The sequence below is a fragment of the Streptomyces sp. NPDC006207 genome (genome assembly GCF_040613835.1).
In the GTDB taxonomy this organism is placed as follows: Bacteria; Actinomycetota; Actinomycetes; order Streptomycetales; family Streptomycetaceae; genus Actinacidiphila.
Genome location: NZ_JBEXSX010000066.1, coordinates 35830 through 54959 on the forward strand (window position 1 = coordinate 35830; position 19130 = coordinate 54959).

Consider the following 19130-nt stretch of genomic DNA (forward strand, 5'->3'; position numbering starts at 1 on the left):
CTCCAGGCCGTCATTCGGGGAGCCGGCCGACCTGGACGTTCTCCAGGATCCCTGCCGCGTCGGGCACGAGGATGGCCAGCGAGTAGTAGGCGGTGACGAGGTAGCTGATGATCGCGGCGGAGTCGATGCCCATGAACCGGACGTTCAGGCCCGGCTGGTACTCCTCCGGGATGCCGGTCTGGTGCAGGCCGACGACGCCCTGGTCCGCCTCGCCGGTGCGCAACGCGATGATGCTGGTGGTCTGGTCGTCACTGATCGGGATCTTGCCGCAGGGCAGGATCGGGACCCCGCGCCACGCCGGCACATCGTGGCCGTCCAGGCTCGCGGTGCCGGGCATCAGGCCGCGCCGGTTGCACTGCCGGAAGAAGGCGGCGATCGCCTTGGGGTGGGCGAGGAAGACCTTCGTCTTGCGGCGCATCGACAGCAGCTCGTCCATGTCGTCCGGGGCCGGCGGGCCGGCGAAGGTGCTGACCCGCTGGCCGTAGTCGACGTTGTGCAGGAGGCCGAACTCCCGGTTGTTGACCAGCTCCCACTCCTGGCGTTCGCGGATCTCCTCGACGGTCAGGCGCAGTTGCTGCTCGGTCTGGTCCATCGGGTCGTTGTAGAGGTCGGCGACGCGGCTGTGGAGCCGCAGGACGGTCTGGGTGAGGGACAGCTGGTACTCGCGCGGGGCGAGGTCGTAGTCCACGAAGCCGCCCGTCAGCGTCGGCTCGCCCACGTGGCCGGCCTGCACCGGGACGTCGGCCTCGCCCTTGCGGTTCATCGGCCGGTGCTGCCGGTCGACGTAGGAGCGCAGATGCGCGCCGAGGGAGGGCGCCCGCTGCGTGAGGTCCTCCACAGCGGCCCAGGGCATCGCGAGGACCACCCCGGCCGTCTCGGCCCGCACCGAGGCCGACCACAGCGGGTCGGGCTGCCCCACGGCCTCGTCGCCCAGCTGGTCGCCGTCGGTGACGACCCCGATGATCCCCTCGTCACCGTACTTGCCGCAGGTGTAGCGGGTGAACCGGCCGCGGACGACCAGGTACACCTCCGTCACGGGCTGGCCGGCCTCGAAGAGCACCTGTCCGGCGCGTACCTCCTGGGGCCGGAAGTGGCCGGCGATCTCCCGCAGGACGTCCGTGTCGGCGTAGCCGCGCAGGATCGGCAGCTCCGTGAGCGACTGCGGGATGACGCGGATGTCGTCGCTCCCGTTGTGCTCGAAGTGCACACGGCCACGGTTCGTGCGCAGTTGGAGGCGCCGGTTGACCCGGTACGTGCCGCCCTTGACGTCCACCCACGGCAGGGCCTTCAGCAGCCATCGCGAGGTGATGGCCTGCATCTGCGGTTCGGACTTGGTGGTCGTGGCGAGCTGGCGTGCCGCGCGGGTGCTCAGACTGGTGAGCTGCTCGGCCGCGGGATCAGCGGCGGGTTCTTCGACGGCGGGACCGGTGGCGCTGTCCAGTGTGGACACATTCCCTCCAGCAGGGCTGGTGAACGAACAGAGGTGACCGCAGCGGTCGGTGACGACGTGACGGCGGCGACCCTGTGATCCACTCAATCAGGACGGTCCGGGCGCGGGGTACGGCGTGAACGGGGCGGATCAGCGCTCCGGGGGTGGTAAACCTGCTGTTGGGGGCGGGGGTGGCCGACAGTGTGCTCCTGCGCCGCCGGACCGCTTCCGTGAGCCGTGTGACATCACCCTCCGCAGAGGGTTCACCACCACGAAACCACCGCCAAAACACCCGGGACACCGGCTGCGGGCGAACTTCATTTGAACCGGGTGCGCGAAGAACCCCCCCGGGCTGCCTGCGTCGAGCCGTACCGCCGGTTCCCCGGCACCCCATCCGGCAAGCGGCTTCAGGGCGTCCCGTGAGGCGTAGGGGTCCACATTCCATCCGCGCGCCGCCCTCACGGGTGAGTTCGCGACGCGCGAATCGCAGGGCTTCCTCGGCCGGCCCCCCAGGCAACACCCACCCCCAGGCCGTCACGCCCCAAGGCACTCCCCGGTCCGGCGTCGCGATGACACGGCGGACACCCGCGGTGCCCCGTCCGTCCGGGTGACGCGCTGCGCCGCCTCCACGCGCAGCGTGCCACGTCACGCCGAAGGCGTCCGCACTTCGCGCTTAGGGTGACGCCAGGAGGTGGCGGATGCGAGTGGGGTTGCACGCGCTCGGCATCGGTGACGGTGCCCGTCCGGAGGTCATCGGGGCGGTGGCCACAGCCGCGGAGACGCACGGTTTCGCCCGGCTCTGGTGCGGCGAGCACGTGGTGCTCGTGGACGCGCCCACCTCCCGTTACCCCTACTCCGCGGACGGCCGGATCGCCGTACCCGCGGACGCGGACTGGCTGGACCCGCTGCTCGCGCTCAGCTACGCGGCAGCCGTCACCAGCCGGATCGAACTCGCCACCGGGGTGCTCCTACTGCCCGAGCACCACCCGGTCCTGGTCGCCAAACAGGCCGCCACACTCGACGTGCTCTCAGCCGGGCGCTTCTGCCTCGGGGTCGGGGTCGGCTGGTCGGCCGAGGAGTTCGCCGCGCTCGGGGTCCCCTTCGCCGGGCGTGGGCGGCGCGCCGAAGAGTACCTCGCCGCGATGCGCGTCCTCTGGGCCGAGGATCCGGCCTCCTTCGCGGGCGAGTTCACCCGCTTCGACGGAATCCGGGTCAACCCGAAGCCACGGCGCGGTTGCCGGCTCCCGGTCGTGGTCGGCGGCCACAGCGACGCCGCCCTGCGCCGCGCGGTCAGGCACGCCGACGGCTGGTACGGCTTCAACGTCCCGGTGGCCGACGTCGGCTCGCACGTCGCCGTCCTCGCCGACGAGTGCGCCCGCCAAGGTCGCGCCTTCGACGAGCTCACGGTCGCCGTCGCGTTGAGCGACGGCACGCCCGAGCACCTGCCGGCCCTCGCCACTGCGGGCGTCTCGGAACTCGTCGTCGTCGGCGCACCCCCGCCCGCTGCCGACGCGGCGGCCGCCTGGGTCGCGGAACTCGCCCGGGAGTGGATCATCCGGAACGAGTGACCGTGGCGGTGCGAAGCCGGCGCGCGGCCCCGTGTACCCCATGGGCGGTGGGTCAGATACGTCCTTCTGCGGCGAGCCGCAGCAACACTTCCCTGTCCGGTACCTCAAGAGCCGGTATCCGCAGCCACTGGAACCGGAATCCGTAACGGCCCGCGTTCCTGTCGCGGCATTCCGTGCGCAGGCGCGCGCCAAGATCGTCTTCGAACATGCTGACGGGGACATAGCTGTAACGCAGCGAGGTGATGTCCTCCCAGGGCACGTGCGTGCCGTCGTGAAGCAAGCCGTCCGAGGTGGCGGTCACAGGACCGAAGTCCACACGGCCGCCTGCCGCCTGCCGCCAGGGTGGCTTTGGCCGCGGCCACATGCAGTTCGGTGACACGGTCGCGGATGCGCGCCAGAAGCGGCCAGTGGCAGGAGAGCTCACTGATCACTGCTGCTGCTTCCCGCGGCCGGCTGAGGCTTGCTCGATGTCCGCGCCGGAGCTGACGTGCCGCTGGGTCTCCTGGGGGCCGTGCCAGTCCAGGCACATCACGGTGGCGTCGTCTTCGAGCCGGCCGCCGGCGGCGTCACGGACTGCGGACGTCAGGGTCAGCGCGGTCTCACGCGGATGCAGGTCCCGGGTGTGCTCCAGCATGTCGAGCAGGTCGACCTGCTGCCCATGGCGCTCGAGCATGCCGTCGGTCAGCATGAGCAGACGGTCGCCGGGGCGCAGATCGATGTCCTGGACCCGGTGAGGGTGCGGCGCGTACGCGGAGAGCCCGAAGGGATGGTCCACCTCGCAGGTGATCACCTCCGCGACCCCCTTGCGTACGCGCAGTGGCCAGGGGTGACCGGCGTTGACGAGCTGGGCCTGCCCGGTGTGGAGGTTGATGCGCAGGAGCTGCCCGGTGGCGTGACCTTGGCCGTGCTCGGCCAGGGCCTGGTCGGCCCGGCGGGCCTGCTCGGCCAGGCCGGCTCCCACACGGCGCGCGCCGCGCAGAGCGCCCACCAGGACCGTGGCGGCCAGGGCGGCGTCGATGTCGTGCCCCATGGGGTCGGTCACCGAGAGGTGCAGGGTGTCCCGGTCCACTGTGTAGTCGAAGGTGTCGCCACTGAGGTCTTCGGAGGGCTCCAGGCTCCCGCACAGGGTGAACTGCGCGGCCTCGCAGGACAGCGACGAGGGCAGCAGCTGATACTGGATCTCCGCTGCCAGGGTGGGGGGCCTGGAGCGTTTGCCCCAGGTGTAGAAGTCGGTGAAGCGCCCGTTGGCGATCACGACATAGGCCAGCGCATGGGCGGCTTCCCCGACGGCATCAAGGACGTCTTCGCCGCAGTCGGTCGGCAGGAGCAGCTCCAGCAGTCCAATGGCGTCCCCCCGGTTGGTGACCGGTATGATCATTCGCTGTCCGCGGCTCGTCGCCGCCTGATACAGCCGCTGGGTACGGATCACCTGCTCGTAGACGCTGCCGAACAGGGGGATCCGTTCCGTTTCCCGCTCACCCCCCACTGCCCCGGCGGTGGACAGCCGCGCCACCGCCTTCCCCGTCAGGTCCACGATGAGGAAAGAGACCTTCGTAGCCTGAAAACGCCGCCGCAGGTCCTCCGCGACCACGTCGACGGCATCCGCCGGCGCCGCTGTCTCGGCGGCCGTCAGCAGCCGGGGAAGTCCACTCTTTCCAGCACTCACGGCCGCGGTCCCTTCCACCAGCCCCCTCACCAGCTTGGCTACCGCAGCGGTGAGCGTCAATCTGTGCCCACTCGCGGCTGCAACCGGCACACTGTGCTCCGCGGGCCCTCAGACATCAACGGCAACAGAGTTCCCGGCCAGCCCTGCGTTTCACGCTCGCCAGGAGCGGATGCGTTCGGCGGCGGTGAACACGTCGGCCTTGCCGCTGACGATGTCGCGGGCGAGCTCCACCGGGGCGTAGGGCGCATTGAGGGTGTGGCCGCTGGCCGTCATGTAGGCCACCGCTGCCATCGCGCCGAACAAGGCGTTGCGCGCGGGGAGGGGGCGGAGCTGGATGATGGTGTGCATCAGGGCGGCCGCGCGCCAAGCCTCGTCGTAATCGGCGCCGAAGGCGGGGGTGTTCACGCGGGCCGGGCGACAGCTGCGACCAGTGCGGAGTAGTCGCGCACCGCCAGGTCCGTCATGCGGGCCTCTTGGATCTCCAGGAGCCAGCGGACGTCGGTGAAGACTTCCATCAGGCGGCGGCACCCGCTCCAGGGCGGGGTGCGTCGTCGGGGAAGGCCTCGTCGAAGGCGGCCGCATGGGCGTCGTGGAAGTCGAGCGCCGTGGAGACGAAGACCCGGCGGCGCCCTTCGAGGACGGTCGTGGCGTGGATGTAGTCCTCGACGGACATCCCCGCGGCTGCGGCGGCGACTTGCAACTGCCGCAACTCGGCTTCGGTGTAGTCCACGCTCACATCCGGCATGCACCGAAGGTACCGGATCGGTTGCGGCCGTTGCACCCGAGCCCGCGATCTGCTGCGTCATACCGAACCGAGCCTGTCATGGCGCGAAGACCTCAGGTCCCGGCGCACCGAAGGGTGCGCCGGGCCTGATGCGTGTCCTCGGCTACCACCAGATGACGGCGTATCCGTCACCACCGTTGTCGGCGGGTATCAGCGCGGCCACGGTACCGTCGCCGCCCGTGCCCGCACCCTGTGGGGCAGGCTCGACGATGCCGCTCACCGCCGGCTGGCCGCCAGGGCCGGCCAGCCCTTGGGCCACGACGGGAGGCTGGCCCTCGGCGCCCTGACGGGTCGTACCGCCGACCGAGCAGAAGCCGTTGCCGCCGGGACTGGGAGTCAGGGGGAGGAGGCCGGCGCGTCCTCCGGTGCCGCCGTCACCCCTCGCGAGGATACCGCTCGGGCCGGACAGGACGGTGTTCGCCCCGTTGGTACCGTTCACGCCGACGGCGTTGGCACCGGCCCCTCCTAGACCGACGGTCACGTTGTAGACCGTCCCGGGTGTCACGTCCACGGGGCACCAGGCGAAGCCGCCGGCACCGCCGCCTCCGCCGAGGGGGACGGGGATGAGTCCGATTCCACCGCCGCCCCCGCCCGCACCCCACACCTGGACGAAGACCCTGGTGACCCCGGCTGGCGGGGTGAACGTTCCGTCGCCGACTCTGAAGTCCACGAGGTCGTGGGGGGCGGCGGCAGGTCCGGGCGGTCCAGCCGGGCCCTGCGGACCCTGCGTTCCGGGGTCGCCCTGCGGGCCGGCAGGCCCGGCCGGTCCCTGCGTTCCGGGCGGGCCCTGGGTCCCGGGGTCACCCTGCGGGCCGGCAGGCCCGGCCGGACCAGCCGGACCCTGCGCTCCGGGAGTTCCAGGCGGTCCGGGCGGGCCCTGGGGGCCAGGAGGCCCGGGGATGCCCGGTCGGCCGGGATGCCACGGACGGCCCGGGTATCCGGGGTAGCCGTGGTAGCCGGGGCGGCTCGGGCAGTACCCGGGGAAGTAGGGGAAGAGGAAGCACGGGTCGGCGAGAGCGGTCGTGGCGCCGGGTTTCACGGCGTCAGCCCGACCGCCGCCGGCGCTCTCCGCGTGCGCGGCACCTGTCAGAGCACTGGACGCCAGGGCCACGCTCGCGGCCATCGTCCACATCCGCAGACCACCTCGGCGTCGCCTTACGGACGCCTGAGGCAGGGCTATTCGGGACAACACGTCACCTCCAGGAAGGGGCTCACAGCGCGCGGCAGACACCGCCCGGAGAGGAAGCTGGCATGGACAGCAGCGAGCCCACAGCAAGAATCACCCTGCGTTGCATGACGTGCACATTCAGTAGCCGACCGGGTGACTCCTCGCAGGTCAGCCGGTTCCGGTCATCACGCCACCGGGGCGTCGAAGTCGATCGGGTACCGGAACTGCCAGGCGTTCTTCTCGGGCTTCATCAGCTTGAACATCGTCGGCAGCAGCGCGTCGCGGATCACCCGCGCGACCGGGCCCGCGGCCTTGCGGGCGTTGGTGCGGGCGGTCTCCTTGATGATCCGCTCCACCCGGGGCCGGCGCAGTTCCTCGTAGCGGGCCAGCGCCTGAGGCAGGGGCAGGTCGCGCAGGCAGCGGGCGAGTTCGACGGAGCTCTCCGCGGCGAGCGAGGCGCCCTGGCCGGAGCTGGAGGAGGGCGCATGGGCGGCGTCTCCGCTGAGGACCATCCGACCGCGGCTCCAGCGCACCGGCTGCGGCATGTTCTCGGTGCTGCCGGCGAAGAGCATGGTCTTCGGGTCGGTGGCCGCCAGCATCCGCCCGGCCGGGGTGGCGTCGCCTTCGCAGACCTCCGCCAGGTGTTCCAGCCAATAGGCGCCGCCGCGCTCGCGCTGCTCGTTGACCGAGAGCGGCTGCGCCATGGGCAGGTTGATGAACCACAGGCCCGTGCCGTCCGCGAAGACCTGCCAGGCGAAGAAGCAGCGCTTGCCGAAGGTCATGTGCATCATGCCGTCGGTGGGCGCGACGCCGGCGTCGGCGACCATGGCGCCGAACCCGGCCGTGCCCGCGAACTGCGGTGCGGAGGCGGTCGGATCGATCAGGCCGCGGACCGTGGAGCGCAGTCCGTCCGCGCCGATGAGCACGTCCGCCGTCGCCGTGCTGCCGTTCTCGAAGCGCGCGGTGACACCCTCGGCGTCCTCGCTCGCGTCAACGATGCGTCTGCCGTAGACGGTGGCCACGCCCCGCTCCTCGGCGGCCTCGCGCAAGGTCCGGAACAGCTCCGCGCGGAACACGAAGCGCGTCGGATCGATACCGGGCAGCGTGCCGAACTCGGCCAGCTTCTTGCCGTTCCAGCTCTGCAGCACCATGCCGTTCATCTCGGTGCTGACCGCGCGGACCGCGTCGCCCACGCCGATCGCGTCGAACGCCTGGAATCCGTTCGGCGCCAGTCCCATGCCGCCGCCGGCCTCGTCGGCCGGGCCGTCGTACGCCTCGAAGACCGTCGCCTCGATGCCCGCTTGCCGGAGCGCCATCGCGGTGACGGGACCGGCGATGCCGCCGCCGATGACCAGTGCGGAGCGGACCTTGCCGTTCGTGGTGCCAGTCGAGTTCGTCATGACGTGATAGTTGCACTGTAACTAGTCTCTGGTCAACTAGTTCGACCGTGGGTAGCATCGGGCCATGAGCACTGCGCCCCGGAGTTCCCCCCTCGCCCTGACCGTCCTGGCCCTGCTGCACTACAAGCCGCTGCATCCCTACGGCATCCAGCGGCTGCTCAAGGAATGGGGCAAGGACCAGGTCGTCAACGTCGGTCAGCGGGCCGGCCTGTACCGGACCATGGAGCGCCTGCTCGCCGCCGGGCTGATCGCCGTCCGCGAGACGGGCCGGGACGCGCAGTACCCGGAGCGCACCGTGTACGAGGTCACCGAGGCGGGCAGCGAGGCGGCGCACCGCTGGCTCGACGAGATGCTCGCCACGCCGAAGCAGGAGTTCCCCGAGTTTCCCGCCGCGCTGTCGCTCATCATGATGCTGACGCCGGAGGCACTGCGGGATGCGCTCGGCCGCCGCGCCGAGGCCCTGGAGACGGCCCTCGCGAAGCACGAAGCGGACCTCGCCCGGGAAGCGGACAGCGGGCTGCCGCGGATCGCGACGCTGGAGCTGGGGTACGTGCGCACGATGACGGCGGCGGAGCTGGCGTGGGTACGGGGCGTGCTGGCCGATTTCGCGGACGGGCGCCTGGCCTGGTCGCCCGAGGAACTGCTCGCCCACGCGGGCGATGAAGGGTGACCACCGGGGCGGCCGGGCGGCCCCGCGTCACTTCCCGGCAGGGCCGACGGTGCCGGACGCGGCACCAGGCTCCAGCAGCCCGCGCAGGACGTTGCCCTCCGTCGTCAGATAGCTGGAGCGGTAGTCGAAGCGGCGCGCCCGGGCGAACAGCAGGAAGTAGTACTTGGCGTTCTCGCTGAACCAGTACGCCGGGGTCAGGTCCCCCAGTTCCATCGGGGACACCGTCACGTCCCGGACGACCGTGTAGCCGTTGGGGACCTTGCAGTAGCGCTCCTGACGGCCGAACATCTCGCGGGCGCGTGCGCGGTACAGCTCCTTCCCGGTGGTGAGCCACAGGAGCAGGCAGGAGTTGGCGTACTCCGGGCGCAGCGGGTAGGACGGGTCGATCGCCCGCAGGGTCCGGTAGTCGAAGAGGTCCGGCGGCAGTCGGAAGGTGTCGAGCACGGCCGTCCAGCTGTCGAGGTAGCTCTCGCCGCCGGCGAGGTGGCCGCTCTGGGCGAGCAGGCCGGCGTAGAAGGCGGTCAGCCCGGACTCGACGTGGCCGGCTGCGCGGCCCGTGGTCATCTGCGCCTGCCGGAACCACAGCCGCCCGGTGTCCCGGTCGGCGAGATACCGGAAGATCCCGGCGGTCAGCGTGGTGTACCAGGTGTGCACTTCCTCGTCGCCGTACAGCGCCCAGCCGTGCCACAGACTCTCGTAGAAGGAGTCGACGGGCGGATCGAGGGTGGCGGTGGTGCCGGTCCACGCCCCGGTCTCGACGTTCATGCTGGTGCCCACCAGGTCCAGCCGCGAGCGGCGTTCGTAGACCGCGCGCAGCGCCCGCTTGGCCGCACCGTAGTAGGAGCGGTCGCCGGTGAGCCGGGACAGCTCCCCGAACTCGGTGATGCAGCTGCCGATCTCGGCGACGTAGTTGACCTGGCCGCCCACCGCGCCCGTGGAGAGGTTGACGTAGCGGTAGGGGGCGCCCGTGGGTGACTTGACGAAGGCGGGCATCAGCCGGTCCGCGAGGTCGCGGGCCAGATCCAGCAGCACGGGTTCCCTGGTCGCCAGGTACCCCGACAGCAGCCCGCCGACCAGCCGGATGATCGACTCGAAGACCTGGACCGACACGTCCTGGTCGAGGACGAGTTCGTCGCGCACCCAATGGACGGCCGCGGCCAGGTCCTCGTCCAGCTCCATCAGGTACAGCGTGTCGAGCGCCTCGACGATCGTCAGGCCGAACGTGTGACCCCGGACGAAGAAGTCCGCACCGCAGCCACGCAGCGGCCGCAGCTCGTCACGGCCCCAGGCCAGCCGCCGGTAGGCGTCCCACGACCTACGGAACGAGGCGACGGCCTCCTCCCCCAGGTCCGCATACGGCTCGGGCGCCACGGCGGCCGCACCGGCCGAGGGCACGGCCGGAACGGCAGCGACGGGCGTCAGGGCGGCCACGGCACCGAGCAGCCTGCGCCGTGACACTCCGCCAGGACCCACGAAAGTTCCCATGACCGCACACATGCCCCAAATGCGCCATCCCCTTTCCCGGCCCCACGGGAGATCACCGCATTGACGGGACATCCTTGCCGATGACCGGCTCAAGCAGCGACGCCGACCCCGCACGCCTTCCGCGTCGAGGCCGTGGTCAGGACCGGTCCGCCACGGCGGCGGTGAAACGCGCCACGAGCGCCGCAACCGCGGCACGCAGCTCCTCCCCGCCCTCGACGCGGAAGGCGAACGGCACCCTCGCCAGCCATTCCTGCACGTACATGTCCGGGTTGCGGGTGCTGCCGACCAGCACGCATCCCTCCCCCGAGGGCTCCAGCCGCCCCATGGGCGGCCGGATCCACGGGGCCACCTCGGCCAGGGGCGCGTCGAACACCACGCGGGTGGAGAACTCCCACCCCAGGCCCAGGTTCTCCTCGAGCGCCGCCACCGGGTCGAGGCCCTCGGGCGGCTCGAACCCGTGCCCGGTCGGCCGGACCGCACGGATCCGGTCGAGCCGGTAGGTGCGGATCGCGTCCGCACGATGGGAGTGGCACAGCACGTACCAGCGCCCGTAGCGGACGACGATGGACCAGGGGTCCACCTCCGCCTCCCACTCGTTGCCGGCCTCGCTGCGGTACGTGACCGACACGCGCCGCCGGGCCGCGACGGCGTCGACGATTTCGCTGGTGATGGCCGGATCGGGGCGCGCCGCGTACGGGTCCGCCGCGGCCGACGCGTACTCCCGCAGCAGCGCGGCCTGTTGGCCGACGCTCTCCGGAAGCGCCTTGACGACCTTGCCCAGGGCTGCGCCGACCAGGTCGTCGGTACCGGCCGCTGCCGGCTGAGCGCTGAGCACCGCCATCACCAGGCCCAGGGCCTCGGACTGCGTGAAGTGCACCGGGGGCAGCCTCGTCCCGCGCCCCAGCCGGTACCCGCCATACGGCCCCCGGGCCGACTCCACGGGGATGCCGGCCTCCCGGAGGATCCCGACGTACCGGCGCGCGGCGCGCTCGGTGACGCCCAGCCGCACGGCGAGTTCGCCGGCCGTCGTACCGGGGCGGGTCTGGAGGATCTCCAGGGCGCGCAGCGCCCGCGCGGTGGGGCTGAGGTCGTTCGGCACGGGAGCAGGTTAATCCGGATGAACCGGCAGTGGATCGTCCGGATCTCCTCCTACGGTGGCGTCCACGAAGTTGGAGAAGGGAAACCGACCATGGACATCCTGCTCATCGGCGGCCTGTGGCTGAACGGATCCGTGTGGGGCCGCGTCGCGTCCGCGCTCGAATCGCTCGGCCACCGCCCCGTACCGCTCACCCTGCCGGGCCAGGGGGACGGCTCCGTGTCCGCCACGCTCGACGACCAGTTGGCGACGGTGCTCGCCGCGGTGGACGCCACACCGGGCAAGCCCCTGGTGGTGGGGCATTCCGCCGCCTCCACGCTGGCCTGGCTGGCTGCCGACCGGCGGCCGGGGCGGGTCGCCAAGGTCGCCCTCATCGGCGGTTTCCCGACCGTCGGCGGTCAGCCGTACGCCGACTTCTTCGAGGTGACGGGCGACGTCATGCCCTTCCCCGGCTGGGGCCCCTTCGAGGGACCGGACGCCGCCGACCTCGACGACGGCGCCAGGCGGGAGCTGGCGGCCGCCGCGATCCCGGTACCCGCAGGCGTGTCCAAGGCAGTGGTGCGACTGACGGACGAACGGAGGTTCGACGTCCCGGTCGTGGTCGTATGCCCCGAGTTCACGCCCACGCAGGCGCAGGAGTGGATCAACGCCGGCGACGTCCCGGAGCTCGCCCGGGCCAAGCACGTCGACTTCGCCGACATCGACTCGGGCCACTGGCCCATGATCACCCAGCCCGCCGAACTGGCCCGGATCCTGGCCGGGGCAGCCGACGCGGCCTGACGAGGGAGCCACCGGGCGCTTGATGGGCACGGCTGTCGGCGGCACGCGTTAGGGTGCGCCTCCATGGACGCGGCTGATCTTGACCACCGTACGCGGACGCGGACCGGGTGATCCCGCGCCCGGCCGGACCGTCATGGACCCTCGCGGCGGACGACACACCTCCCTTCTGACTCCGCCCGCAGCCGACCTGACACCCCGACGGGCACCCGCGTCCACTCCCCGCTCGCCGCCTCACACGACCAGGAGCTCCCTGGACTCACGCATGTTCGCTGCGGGCCTGCAGGGGATGGAGCCGGGCGGGCGGGTGCTCGATCGGCAGGTCGGGGCGCCAGGTGGTCAGGCACTGAGCGCTGGGGACGAACAGGCCGTTCGGGAGCCGGTCGAGCGGCCACCACCGCCAGTCGCCCACGCGCTCGCCGGGTTGGTCGGCCGGTTCGCCGTCCCATGCGGTGATCACCGCGGCCACGGTCGCCCGCAGCATGCCCTGGGCCTCGTCCAGGAGCAGGCCGAGCAGCTCGACGTCCTCCTCGCGTACGGTGCAGCCGGTTTCCTCCTTCACCTCACGGGAGGCGGTACCGGCCAGCGACTCCCCTCTTTCCACCGAACCCCCAGGCAGCTCCCACGTACCCCGGCGATGCCGGCCCAGCAGAAGACCGCGGGGGCCGTGCAGGATCGCCCCGACGCCGAGGGCGGTGTTCGGCGGCGGCGGGCCGGTGGTACGGGGGCGGCTGGTGACCCGGGTGCGCCGACGTACGCGGAACAGCCGGCAGGACGTCGGGACACCCTCTTCCGGCGCGTCCAGGACCTCGATCCCCTCGATGACGAAGCCGTGTTCCTCCAGCAGGTCCCGCCACAACTCCGGTGCCAGGACCCACATCTGCACGGTCAGCTGCCCGCCGCCCGCCAGGGGCAGGATCTGCGGGCGGGCCGTGACGGTGTCCGAGGGGCCCTGGCCGTCGGAGTCGGTGTGCAGGACCGAGAACACCAGCCTGCCGCCCGGTGCCAGCGCGTCCGCGACGGCGGGCAGCAGCCGTCGCGGGTCGACGTACGCGAAACCGTGGACGGAGTAGATCACCTCGTACGGATCCGCCCGCCGCAGATGCTCGACCGCGTCGGCCAGGATCAGGCGCAGCCCCGGCACGGCCGAGTAACGCGCGGCGGCGCGCTCGTACTGGGTGGGCGAGGCTTCGACGGCGTCGACGTCGGCACCGTGCGCACGGACCAGGTGGGCGGCATGCCTGCCCAGGCCCGATCCGAGGTCCGCGACCCGCCGCCCTCGCACGTCGCCCAGGGCCTCCACGCCGTGTTCGTCCGGCCAGAAGCCCCAGGAGATGTCGTTCGCGTCGGGAACGTCGGTGCCCCTGGCCACGTGGTGGGCTCCGTAGGCGGTCCAGGCGTCGGCGTTCGTCACTTCGACAGGGTCCACAGTGCTGTCCCTACCCACGGTGCGGCCGCGCCTGCCCCCTGACGGCCGTTCGACACCACATCACGCGCCGCCATCGATGCGCGTGCGTGCACTGACACCCGACGATCCGTCAGAACACCTTCGTCGCCGCCTCGCAGACATCCGACCTCCTCTCAACATGAACCGTGGAGTTCGAGCCGAAGATGGGGAAATCACGGACTAAAACTCCATAAGATCAACAGCGGCAAGGGAAAAGGTCGGGTTAATTTGGCATCGACCGTTGACATGGGCGAAACAAGTTGATTATTTATGAATACTTTTCGTGGGCTGCTGTGACCCTGGAAGGGAACCCTTGCCGTGTCCGCTTCTTCCCGACGTGACTTCCTCCGCCTGGCCGGCGCCACCAGTGGTGCCCTCGCCCTGTCGAGCGGCCTCTACCCGTTCGCCGCACATGCCGCTCCCGCCCGTCCGACCAGCGTGGACATCGTCCCGGAGGAGAAGGCCACGTCGCTTTGGTACCGCACGCCCGCCAACGAGGCGCGCATCATCCAGGAGGCACTGCCGGTCGGCAACGGCCGGCTGGGCGCGCTGGTCGGTGGTGATCCGGCGGACGACTTCCTCTACCTGACCGACGGCGCGTTCTGGACCGGCGGCACCAACGACACCCTGACCGACGACGGCCAGTTGCCGTACGGTCCGGACGACTTCGGCAGCTTCGGCCTCCTGGCCAAGCTCCGGATCGCACTGCCCGGCCACTCCGGCAAGGCGGTGAGCAAGTACCGTCGCCGGCTCGACCTGAGCAACGGCGTGGTCTGCGCGGAGTACCTGCACGAGGGCAACCGCCACCGCCGCGAGGTGTACGCCAGCCATCCGGACGACGTGGTCGTCGTCCGGCTCAGCGGCGGGCCGCACACCGGTACGGTCTCGCTGGCCGGCACGCACGGCGAGACCACCGCGGGCGGCAGCGGGCACGTGTCGTTCGCCGGGACGCTGAAGAACGGTCTGCGCTACGCGGCGGCGGTGACCGCGGTCAGTGCGTCGGGCCGGGTCAGCGTGGAGGGCGACAAGCTGTCCTTCGCCGGGTGCCGGGAGCTGCTGATCGTGGTGTGCGGCGGCACCGACTACTCCCCCGACGCCGCGAAGAAGTTCCGCGAGCCGGGCACCGACCCCCTCGCGGTGGCCCGCGCCAAGATCGCCGCCGCGGCGAAGGTGTCCGGCAACGAGCTGCTCAAGACCCATGTGTCCGACTACCACCGGCTCTACAACCGGTTCAGCATCGACCTGGGCGAGTCCTCGGCGCTGCAGCGGTCCCTGGACTCCTGGTCCCGCATCGCCGTGAGGTACACCGACGCGACCACGCCGGACCCGGAACTGGAGGCCGCCTACGTCCAGTACGGCCGCTACCTCACCATCACCGGCTCCCGCGACTGGCTGCCGATGAACCTGCAGGGCATCTGGGTGCACAACAACAACCCGGACTGGTACGCCGATTACCACACCGACATCAACGTCCAGATGAACTACTGGCTGGCCGACCCGGCCGGTCTGGGCGAAAACGCGTACGCCCTCGCCCGGTACTGCGTGTCCCAGCTGCCGGTCTGGACCGACGTCACCAAGCGGCTGTTCAACGACGGACGCAACCGGTTCCGCAACAGCACGGGGAAGATCGCCGGGTGGGCGGTCGCGTTCTCCACCAACATCCACGGCGGCAGCGGCTGGGCCTGGCACCCCGCCGGCAACGCCTGGCTGTGCAACTCCCTGTGGCGGCACTACGAGTACAGCCAGGACCGCGCCTACCTGGAGCTGATCTACCCCGTCCTGAAGGGGGCGGCGGAGTTCTGGCAGGCGCGCCTGATCAGCACCACGGTCACCGGGACGGACGGCACGTCCCAACAAGTCCTGATCGACGACACCTCCTGGTCGCCGGAGCACGGTCCGGACGGGAAGGGCAACACCTACGGGCAGGAACTGGCGTGGGAGCTCTTCGAGGAGTTCAAGACCGCCTCCCGCGTGCTCCACCGGGACACCGAACTGGCCGCCGAGCTCAGCGCGATGCAGGCCAAGCTCTACCTGCCCCGGGTCAGCCCGAAGACCGGCTGGCTGGAGGAATGGATGACCCCCGACAACCTCGGCGAGGTCACGCACCGGCACCTGTCGCCGCTGATCGGCTTCTACCCGGGCGACCGGATCGCCGCCGACACCAGCCCGGCGGAGCTGCTCGAAGGGGTCCGTGCGCTGCTCACCGCCCGCGGCATGGACAGTTTCGGCTGGGGGTGCGCGTGGCGGTCGTTGTGCTGGTCCCGGCTGAAGGACGCGGAGAAGGCCTACCAGCTGTACCTGACGGTGCTGCGGCCGTCCATCACCAACGGCAACGGCACCTCGGCCAACTGGTTCGACATGTACAGCCAGGGCAGCTACACGATCTTCCAGATCGACGCGAACCTGGGCGGTGCCACCGCCGCGCTGGAGATGATCCTCTACTCACGGCCGGGCGTCATCGAGCTGCTGCCCGCACTCCCCCAGGCCTGGGCGGCCAAGGGTTCCGTGACCGGAGTGGGCGCCCGCGGCGGCTTCGAGGTGGACCTGTCCTGGCGCAACGGCAAGGTGACCGAGGCGACCGTCCGCAGCACCGGCGGGACCGCCACCGAGCTGCGCGCCGGCGACTTCCGCAAGCAGCTCACCCTCAAGCCCGGCAAGTCCGTGACGATACGCATCCCCTAGCCACGGTCTTCGTGACGGCCCGCCGGTTCCTCCGGCGGGCCGTTGCGCATTCCTGGTTCCGCGGCCGCATCCGCAGGCCTGTGGGACGTCCACTCGCCGGTTCCCGCGGACGGTGAAATGGCAAAGGCAAGGAGATGTCTCTCCTTGCCATTCTCAAGGTATAGCGCACCGGGGGGCTTGCGGCAAGGCCCCGGGGGTGGCGCACAATCGTCGGCCGAGGCCACAACCTGCGGAAATGAGGGCACGACGTGCAGTACGTGATCGATCTGCCAGAGGTCGACGAAACGCAGGTCACGGTTGTCGGCGGCAAGGGCGCGCACCTGGGCGGGCTGTCGCGGATCGAAGGCATCCGCGTGCCGGCCGGCTTCTGCGTGACGACGGACGCCTTCCGGCGGATCATGGCGCAGGCGCCGTCGATCGGCGAGCGGCTCGATGAGCTGTCGCGCCTGGACCAGGACGACCGCGAGGCGATCCGCAGGCTCAGCGCACAGATCCGCCGGACCATCGAAGGGATCGTCATCCCTGGCGATCTCGCGGCGGCGATCACCCGCCCGCTCACCCGGCTCGGCGAGCAGGCCGCCTACGCCGTCCGGTCCAGCGCGACGGCGGAGGACCTGCCGACGGCCTCCTTCGCCGGTCAGCAGGACACCTACCTGAACGTCGTGGGGCCCACGGCGATCCTCCGGCACGTCAGCCGGTGCTGGGCCTCGCTGTTCACCGAGCGGGCCGTGACCTACCGCCTGCGCAACGGCATCGACCACCGTACGGTCCACATGGCCGTGGTCGTGCAGCAGATGGTCTTCCCGCAAGCGGCCGGCATCCTGTTCACGGCCGACCCCGTCACGGGCAACCGGAAGGTCGCCACCGTGGACGCCGGCTTCGGCCTCGGCGAGGCCCTGGTCTCCGGCCTGGTGAACCCGGACGTCTACACGGTGCGGGACGGCGAAGTCGTCACCAAGGCGATCGCCGCCAAACAGCGTGCCGTTCACGCCCTGCCGGCCGGCGGCACGCAGGAGGTGGCGATCGACGCGCAGCGGCAGGAGGAGCCGGCGCTGACGGATGCGCAGGTCGTGCGGCTCGTGCAGCTCGGGCGGCGGATCGAAGCGCACTTCGGCCGCCCGCAGGACATCGAATGGTGCCTGGTCGACGACGCCTTCCAGATCGTCCAGAGCCGGCCGATCACGACGCTGTTCCCCATCCCCGAGGCCGGGGACGAGGAGAACCACGTCTACGTCTCCGTCGGCCATCAGCAGATGATGACCGACCCCATGAAGCCCCTGGGGCTGTCCATGTGGCAGCTGACGGCCATGGCGCCGATGCACGCGGCCGGCGGGAGGCTGTTCGTCGACGCCACCCGGCGCCTGGCCTCGCCCGCGAGCCGCGCCGCCCTCCTGGACGTCATGGGGAAGGGCGATCCGCTGGTCAGGGACGCCCTGGAGACCGTCCTCGACCGCGACGACTTCGTCCCGTCGCTCCCGGACGCACCTCCCGGCAAGCCCCCGTTCGGCGCTGCGCCCGCCACGATCGAGACCGATCCGGCCATCGTCACCGAGCTGATCGAGCGCAGCCAGGTGTCCATCGCCGCCCTGGAGCGCGACATCCAGGCGAAGACCGGCCCGGCGCTGTTCGCCTTCCTGCTGGAGGCCTTCGAGGAGCACAAGCGGGTCCTCGGTGATCCGTTGAACATGCAGGCGATCATGGCGGGGATGGAGGCCACCTGGTGGCTCAACGACAAGCTGCAGGAGTGGCTGGGCGAGAAGAACGCGGCTGACACGCTCACGCTGTCCGCCCCCGACAACATCACGTCGGAGATGGGACTGGCGCTGCTCGACGTCGCGGACGTGATCCGCCCGCACGCCGAGGTGGTGGCGTTCCTCCAGGACGTCCAGGACGAGGGCTTCCTGGACGAGCTGCCGAAGCTCGCCGGGGGCACCGAGGCACGCGACGCCATCGAGGGCTACCTCGACCGGTACGGCATGCGCTGCGTCGCCGAGATCGACATCACGAGGCCGCGTTGGCGCGAGCGCCCCACCACGCTCGTGCCCGTGATCCTCGACAACGTCAGGAACTTCGAGCCTGGCGCCGCCCAGCGGCGCTTCGAGGAAGGCCGGAAGAAGGCGCAGGAGAAGGAACGGGACGTGCTGTCGCGCCTGCGGGCCCTGCCGGACGGGGACCGGAAGGCCGACGAGACCAAGCGGATGATCGATCGGGTCCGGACCTTCATCGGGTACCGGGAGTACCCGAAGTACGGCATCGTCAGCCGCTACTTCGTCTACAAGCGGGCCCTGCTGGAGGAGGCCGAACGCCTCGTGCAGGCCGAGGTGCTTCCCGAGAAGGAGGACGTCTTCTTCCTCACCTTCCAGGAACTCCACGACGTCGTGCGCTCGCACCAGGTGGACGCCCGGCTCATCCGGCAGCGCAAGGACGCGTTCCGGTCGTACCACGCGCTCACACCGCCCCGGGTCCTCACGTCGGACGGCGAGGCCCTCACCGGGGCGTACCGGCGCGACGACGTGCCGCCGGGCGCCCTGGTCGGCGTACCGGTCTCCGCCGGGACCATCGAGGGGAGGGCCCGCGTCATCCTCGACATCGCGGAGGCCGAACTCGAGGCGGGCGACATCCTGGTCACGACCTTCACCGACCCCAGCTGGTCGCCGTTGTTCGTCGGCATCGCAGGCCTGGTGACGGAGGTGGGCGGTCTGATGACCCACGGGGCGGTGATCGCCCGGGAGTACGGCTTGCCGGCCGTCGTGGGCGTGGAGCAGGCCACCCGGCTGATCCGGGACGGGCAGCGGATCCGCGTGCACGGAACCGACGGGTACGTCGAGATCCTGCCGTGACGGAGAGGGGGTGCGCCGGGATCAGGCCGAGCGGGCCGCCAACGAGGGCGCGTACCTCGGCTTCCTGCGCGAGCGGAACATGTCCGCCGGGCTCTACGCCCTGCGGGCCGGGGAGCTC

14 protein-coding genes and 1 pseudogene are annotated in these 19130 nt (G+C 71.0%); 5 read left to right on the forward strand and 10 right to left on the reverse strand.

All coding sequences use genetic code 11. The features are described from left to right. Positions 1-10: 10 nt before the first annotated feature. A complete protein-coding gene (locus ABZ312_RS36590; RefSeq protein WP_500328311.1) occupies positions 11-1450 on the reverse strand; it encodes a family 2B encapsulin nanocompartment shell protein in 1440 nt (479 codons plus the stop codon). Between the two features lie 677 nt (positions 1451-2127). Between ABZ312_RS36590 and ABZ312_RS36595 the strand changes: the two genes are divergently transcribed. Next, positions 2128-2997: an LLM class F420-dependent oxidoreductase gene (locus ABZ312_RS36595; RefSeq protein ID WP_500439581.1), complete on the forward strand. Its 870-nt coding sequence runs from the start codon at positions 2128-2130 to the stop codon at positions 2995-2997. 52 nt (positions 2998-3049) lie between these two features. Here the strand turns inward: ABZ312_RS36595 and ABZ312_RS36600 are convergent, their stop codons facing one another. The 6 genes and pseudogenes from ABZ312_RS36600 to ABZ312_RS36625 all read right to left on the reverse strand — a co-directional run bounded on the left by ABZ312_RS36600 (position 3050) and on the right by ABZ312_RS36625 (position 8015). Then, entirely contained in the window at positions 3050-3298 is a 249-nt protein-coding gene (locus ABZ312_RS36600) for a hypothetical protein (RefSeq protein WP_500439582.1), read from the reverse strand. A gap of 126 nt (positions 3299-3424) precedes the next feature. Continuing rightward, the gene (locus ABZ312_RS36605; RefSeq protein ID WP_500439583.1) at positions 3425-4663 is read right to left on the reverse strand and encodes a SpoIIE family protein phosphatase; all 1239 of its coding nucleotides are present in this window, start codon (positions 4661-4663) and stop codon (positions 3425-3427) included. Between the two features lie 150 nt (positions 4664-4813). Beyond that, positions 4814-5178: pseudogene (locus ABZ312_RS36610) on the reverse strand (toxin Doc). Then, positions 5178-5408, reverse strand: coding sequence for a hypothetical protein (locus ABZ312_RS36615; protein WP_500328319.1), 231 nt, complete (start codon positions 5406-5408; stop codon positions 5178-5180). Before ABZ312_RS36615 ends, ABZ312_RS36610 begins: the two are co-directional and overlap by 1 nt. Before the next feature lie 142 nt (positions 5409-5550). Beyond that, the gene (locus tag ABZ312_RS36620; RefSeq protein WP_500328320.1) at positions 5551-6117 is read right to left on the reverse strand and encodes a glycine-rich domain-containing protein; all 567 of its coding nucleotides are present in this window, start codon (positions 6115-6117) and stop codon (positions 5551-5553) included. A gap of 683 nt (positions 6118-6800) precedes the next feature. Further along, positions 6801-8015, reverse strand: coding sequence for an FAD-dependent oxidoreductase (locus tag ABZ312_RS36625; RefSeq protein ID WP_500439584.1), 1215 nt, complete (start codon positions 8013-8015; stop codon positions 6801-6803). A 64-nt stretch (positions 8016-8079) separates the two neighbouring features. Between ABZ312_RS36625 and ABZ312_RS36630 the strand changes: the two genes are divergently transcribed. Then, on the forward strand, positions 8080-8685 hold the full coding sequence (locus ABZ312_RS36630) for a PadR family transcriptional regulator (RefSeq protein WP_500328323.1): 606 nt from the start codon (positions 8080-8082) through the stop codon (positions 8683-8685). Between the two features lie 27 nt (positions 8686-8712). Here ABZ312_RS36630 and ABZ312_RS36635 read toward each other — a convergent pair whose 3' ends face one another. Next, positions 8713-10170: a glycoside hydrolase family 47 protein gene (locus tag ABZ312_RS36635; RefSeq protein WP_500328325.1), complete on the reverse strand. Its 1458-nt coding sequence runs from the start codon at positions 10168-10170 to the stop codon at positions 8713-8715. 136 nt (positions 10171-10306) lie between these two features. Further along, entirely contained in the window at positions 10307-11269 is a 963-nt protein-coding gene (locus ABZ312_RS36640; protein WP_500328326.1) for a helix-turn-helix transcriptional regulator, read from the reverse strand. Positions 11270-11359: 90 nt separating this feature from the next. On the opposite strand from ABZ312_RS36640, the gene ABZ312_RS36645 reads away from it, so the two are divergent. Beyond that, positions 11360-12046: an alpha/beta fold hydrolase gene (locus ABZ312_RS36645; RefSeq protein ID WP_500439585.1), complete on the forward strand. Its 687-nt coding sequence runs from the start codon at positions 11360-11362 to the stop codon at positions 12044-12046. A gap of 256 nt (positions 12047-12302) precedes the next feature. Here the strand turns inward: ABZ312_RS36645 and ABZ312_RS36650 are convergent, their stop codons facing one another. Then, on the reverse strand, positions 12303-13457 hold the full coding sequence (locus ABZ312_RS36650) for a bifunctional class I SAM-dependent methyltransferase/NUDIX hydrolase (RefSeq protein WP_500439586.1): 1155 nt from the start codon (positions 13455-13457) through the stop codon (positions 12303-12305). Between the two features lie 351 nt (positions 13458-13808). Here ABZ312_RS36650 and ABZ312_RS36655 point away from each other — a divergent pair, with 351 nt between their 5' ends. Both ABZ312_RS36655 and rph read left to right on the forward strand, forming a co-directional pair. Further along, complete coding sequence (locus ABZ312_RS36655) at positions 13809-16172, forward strand: glycosyl hydrolase family 95 catalytic domain-containing protein (RefSeq protein ID WP_500439587.1); 2364 nt, start codon at positions 13809-13811, stop codon at positions 16170-16172. A gap of 248 nt (positions 16173-16420) precedes the next feature. After that, positions 16421-19012 (forward strand): rifamycin-inactivating phosphotransferase, encoded by a 2592-nt coding sequence (gene rph, locus ABZ312_RS36660; RefSeq protein ID WP_500439588.1) that lies wholly within the window; start codon positions 16421-16423, stop codon positions 19010-19012. The last annotated feature ends 118 nt before the right edge of the window (positions 19013-19130 follow it).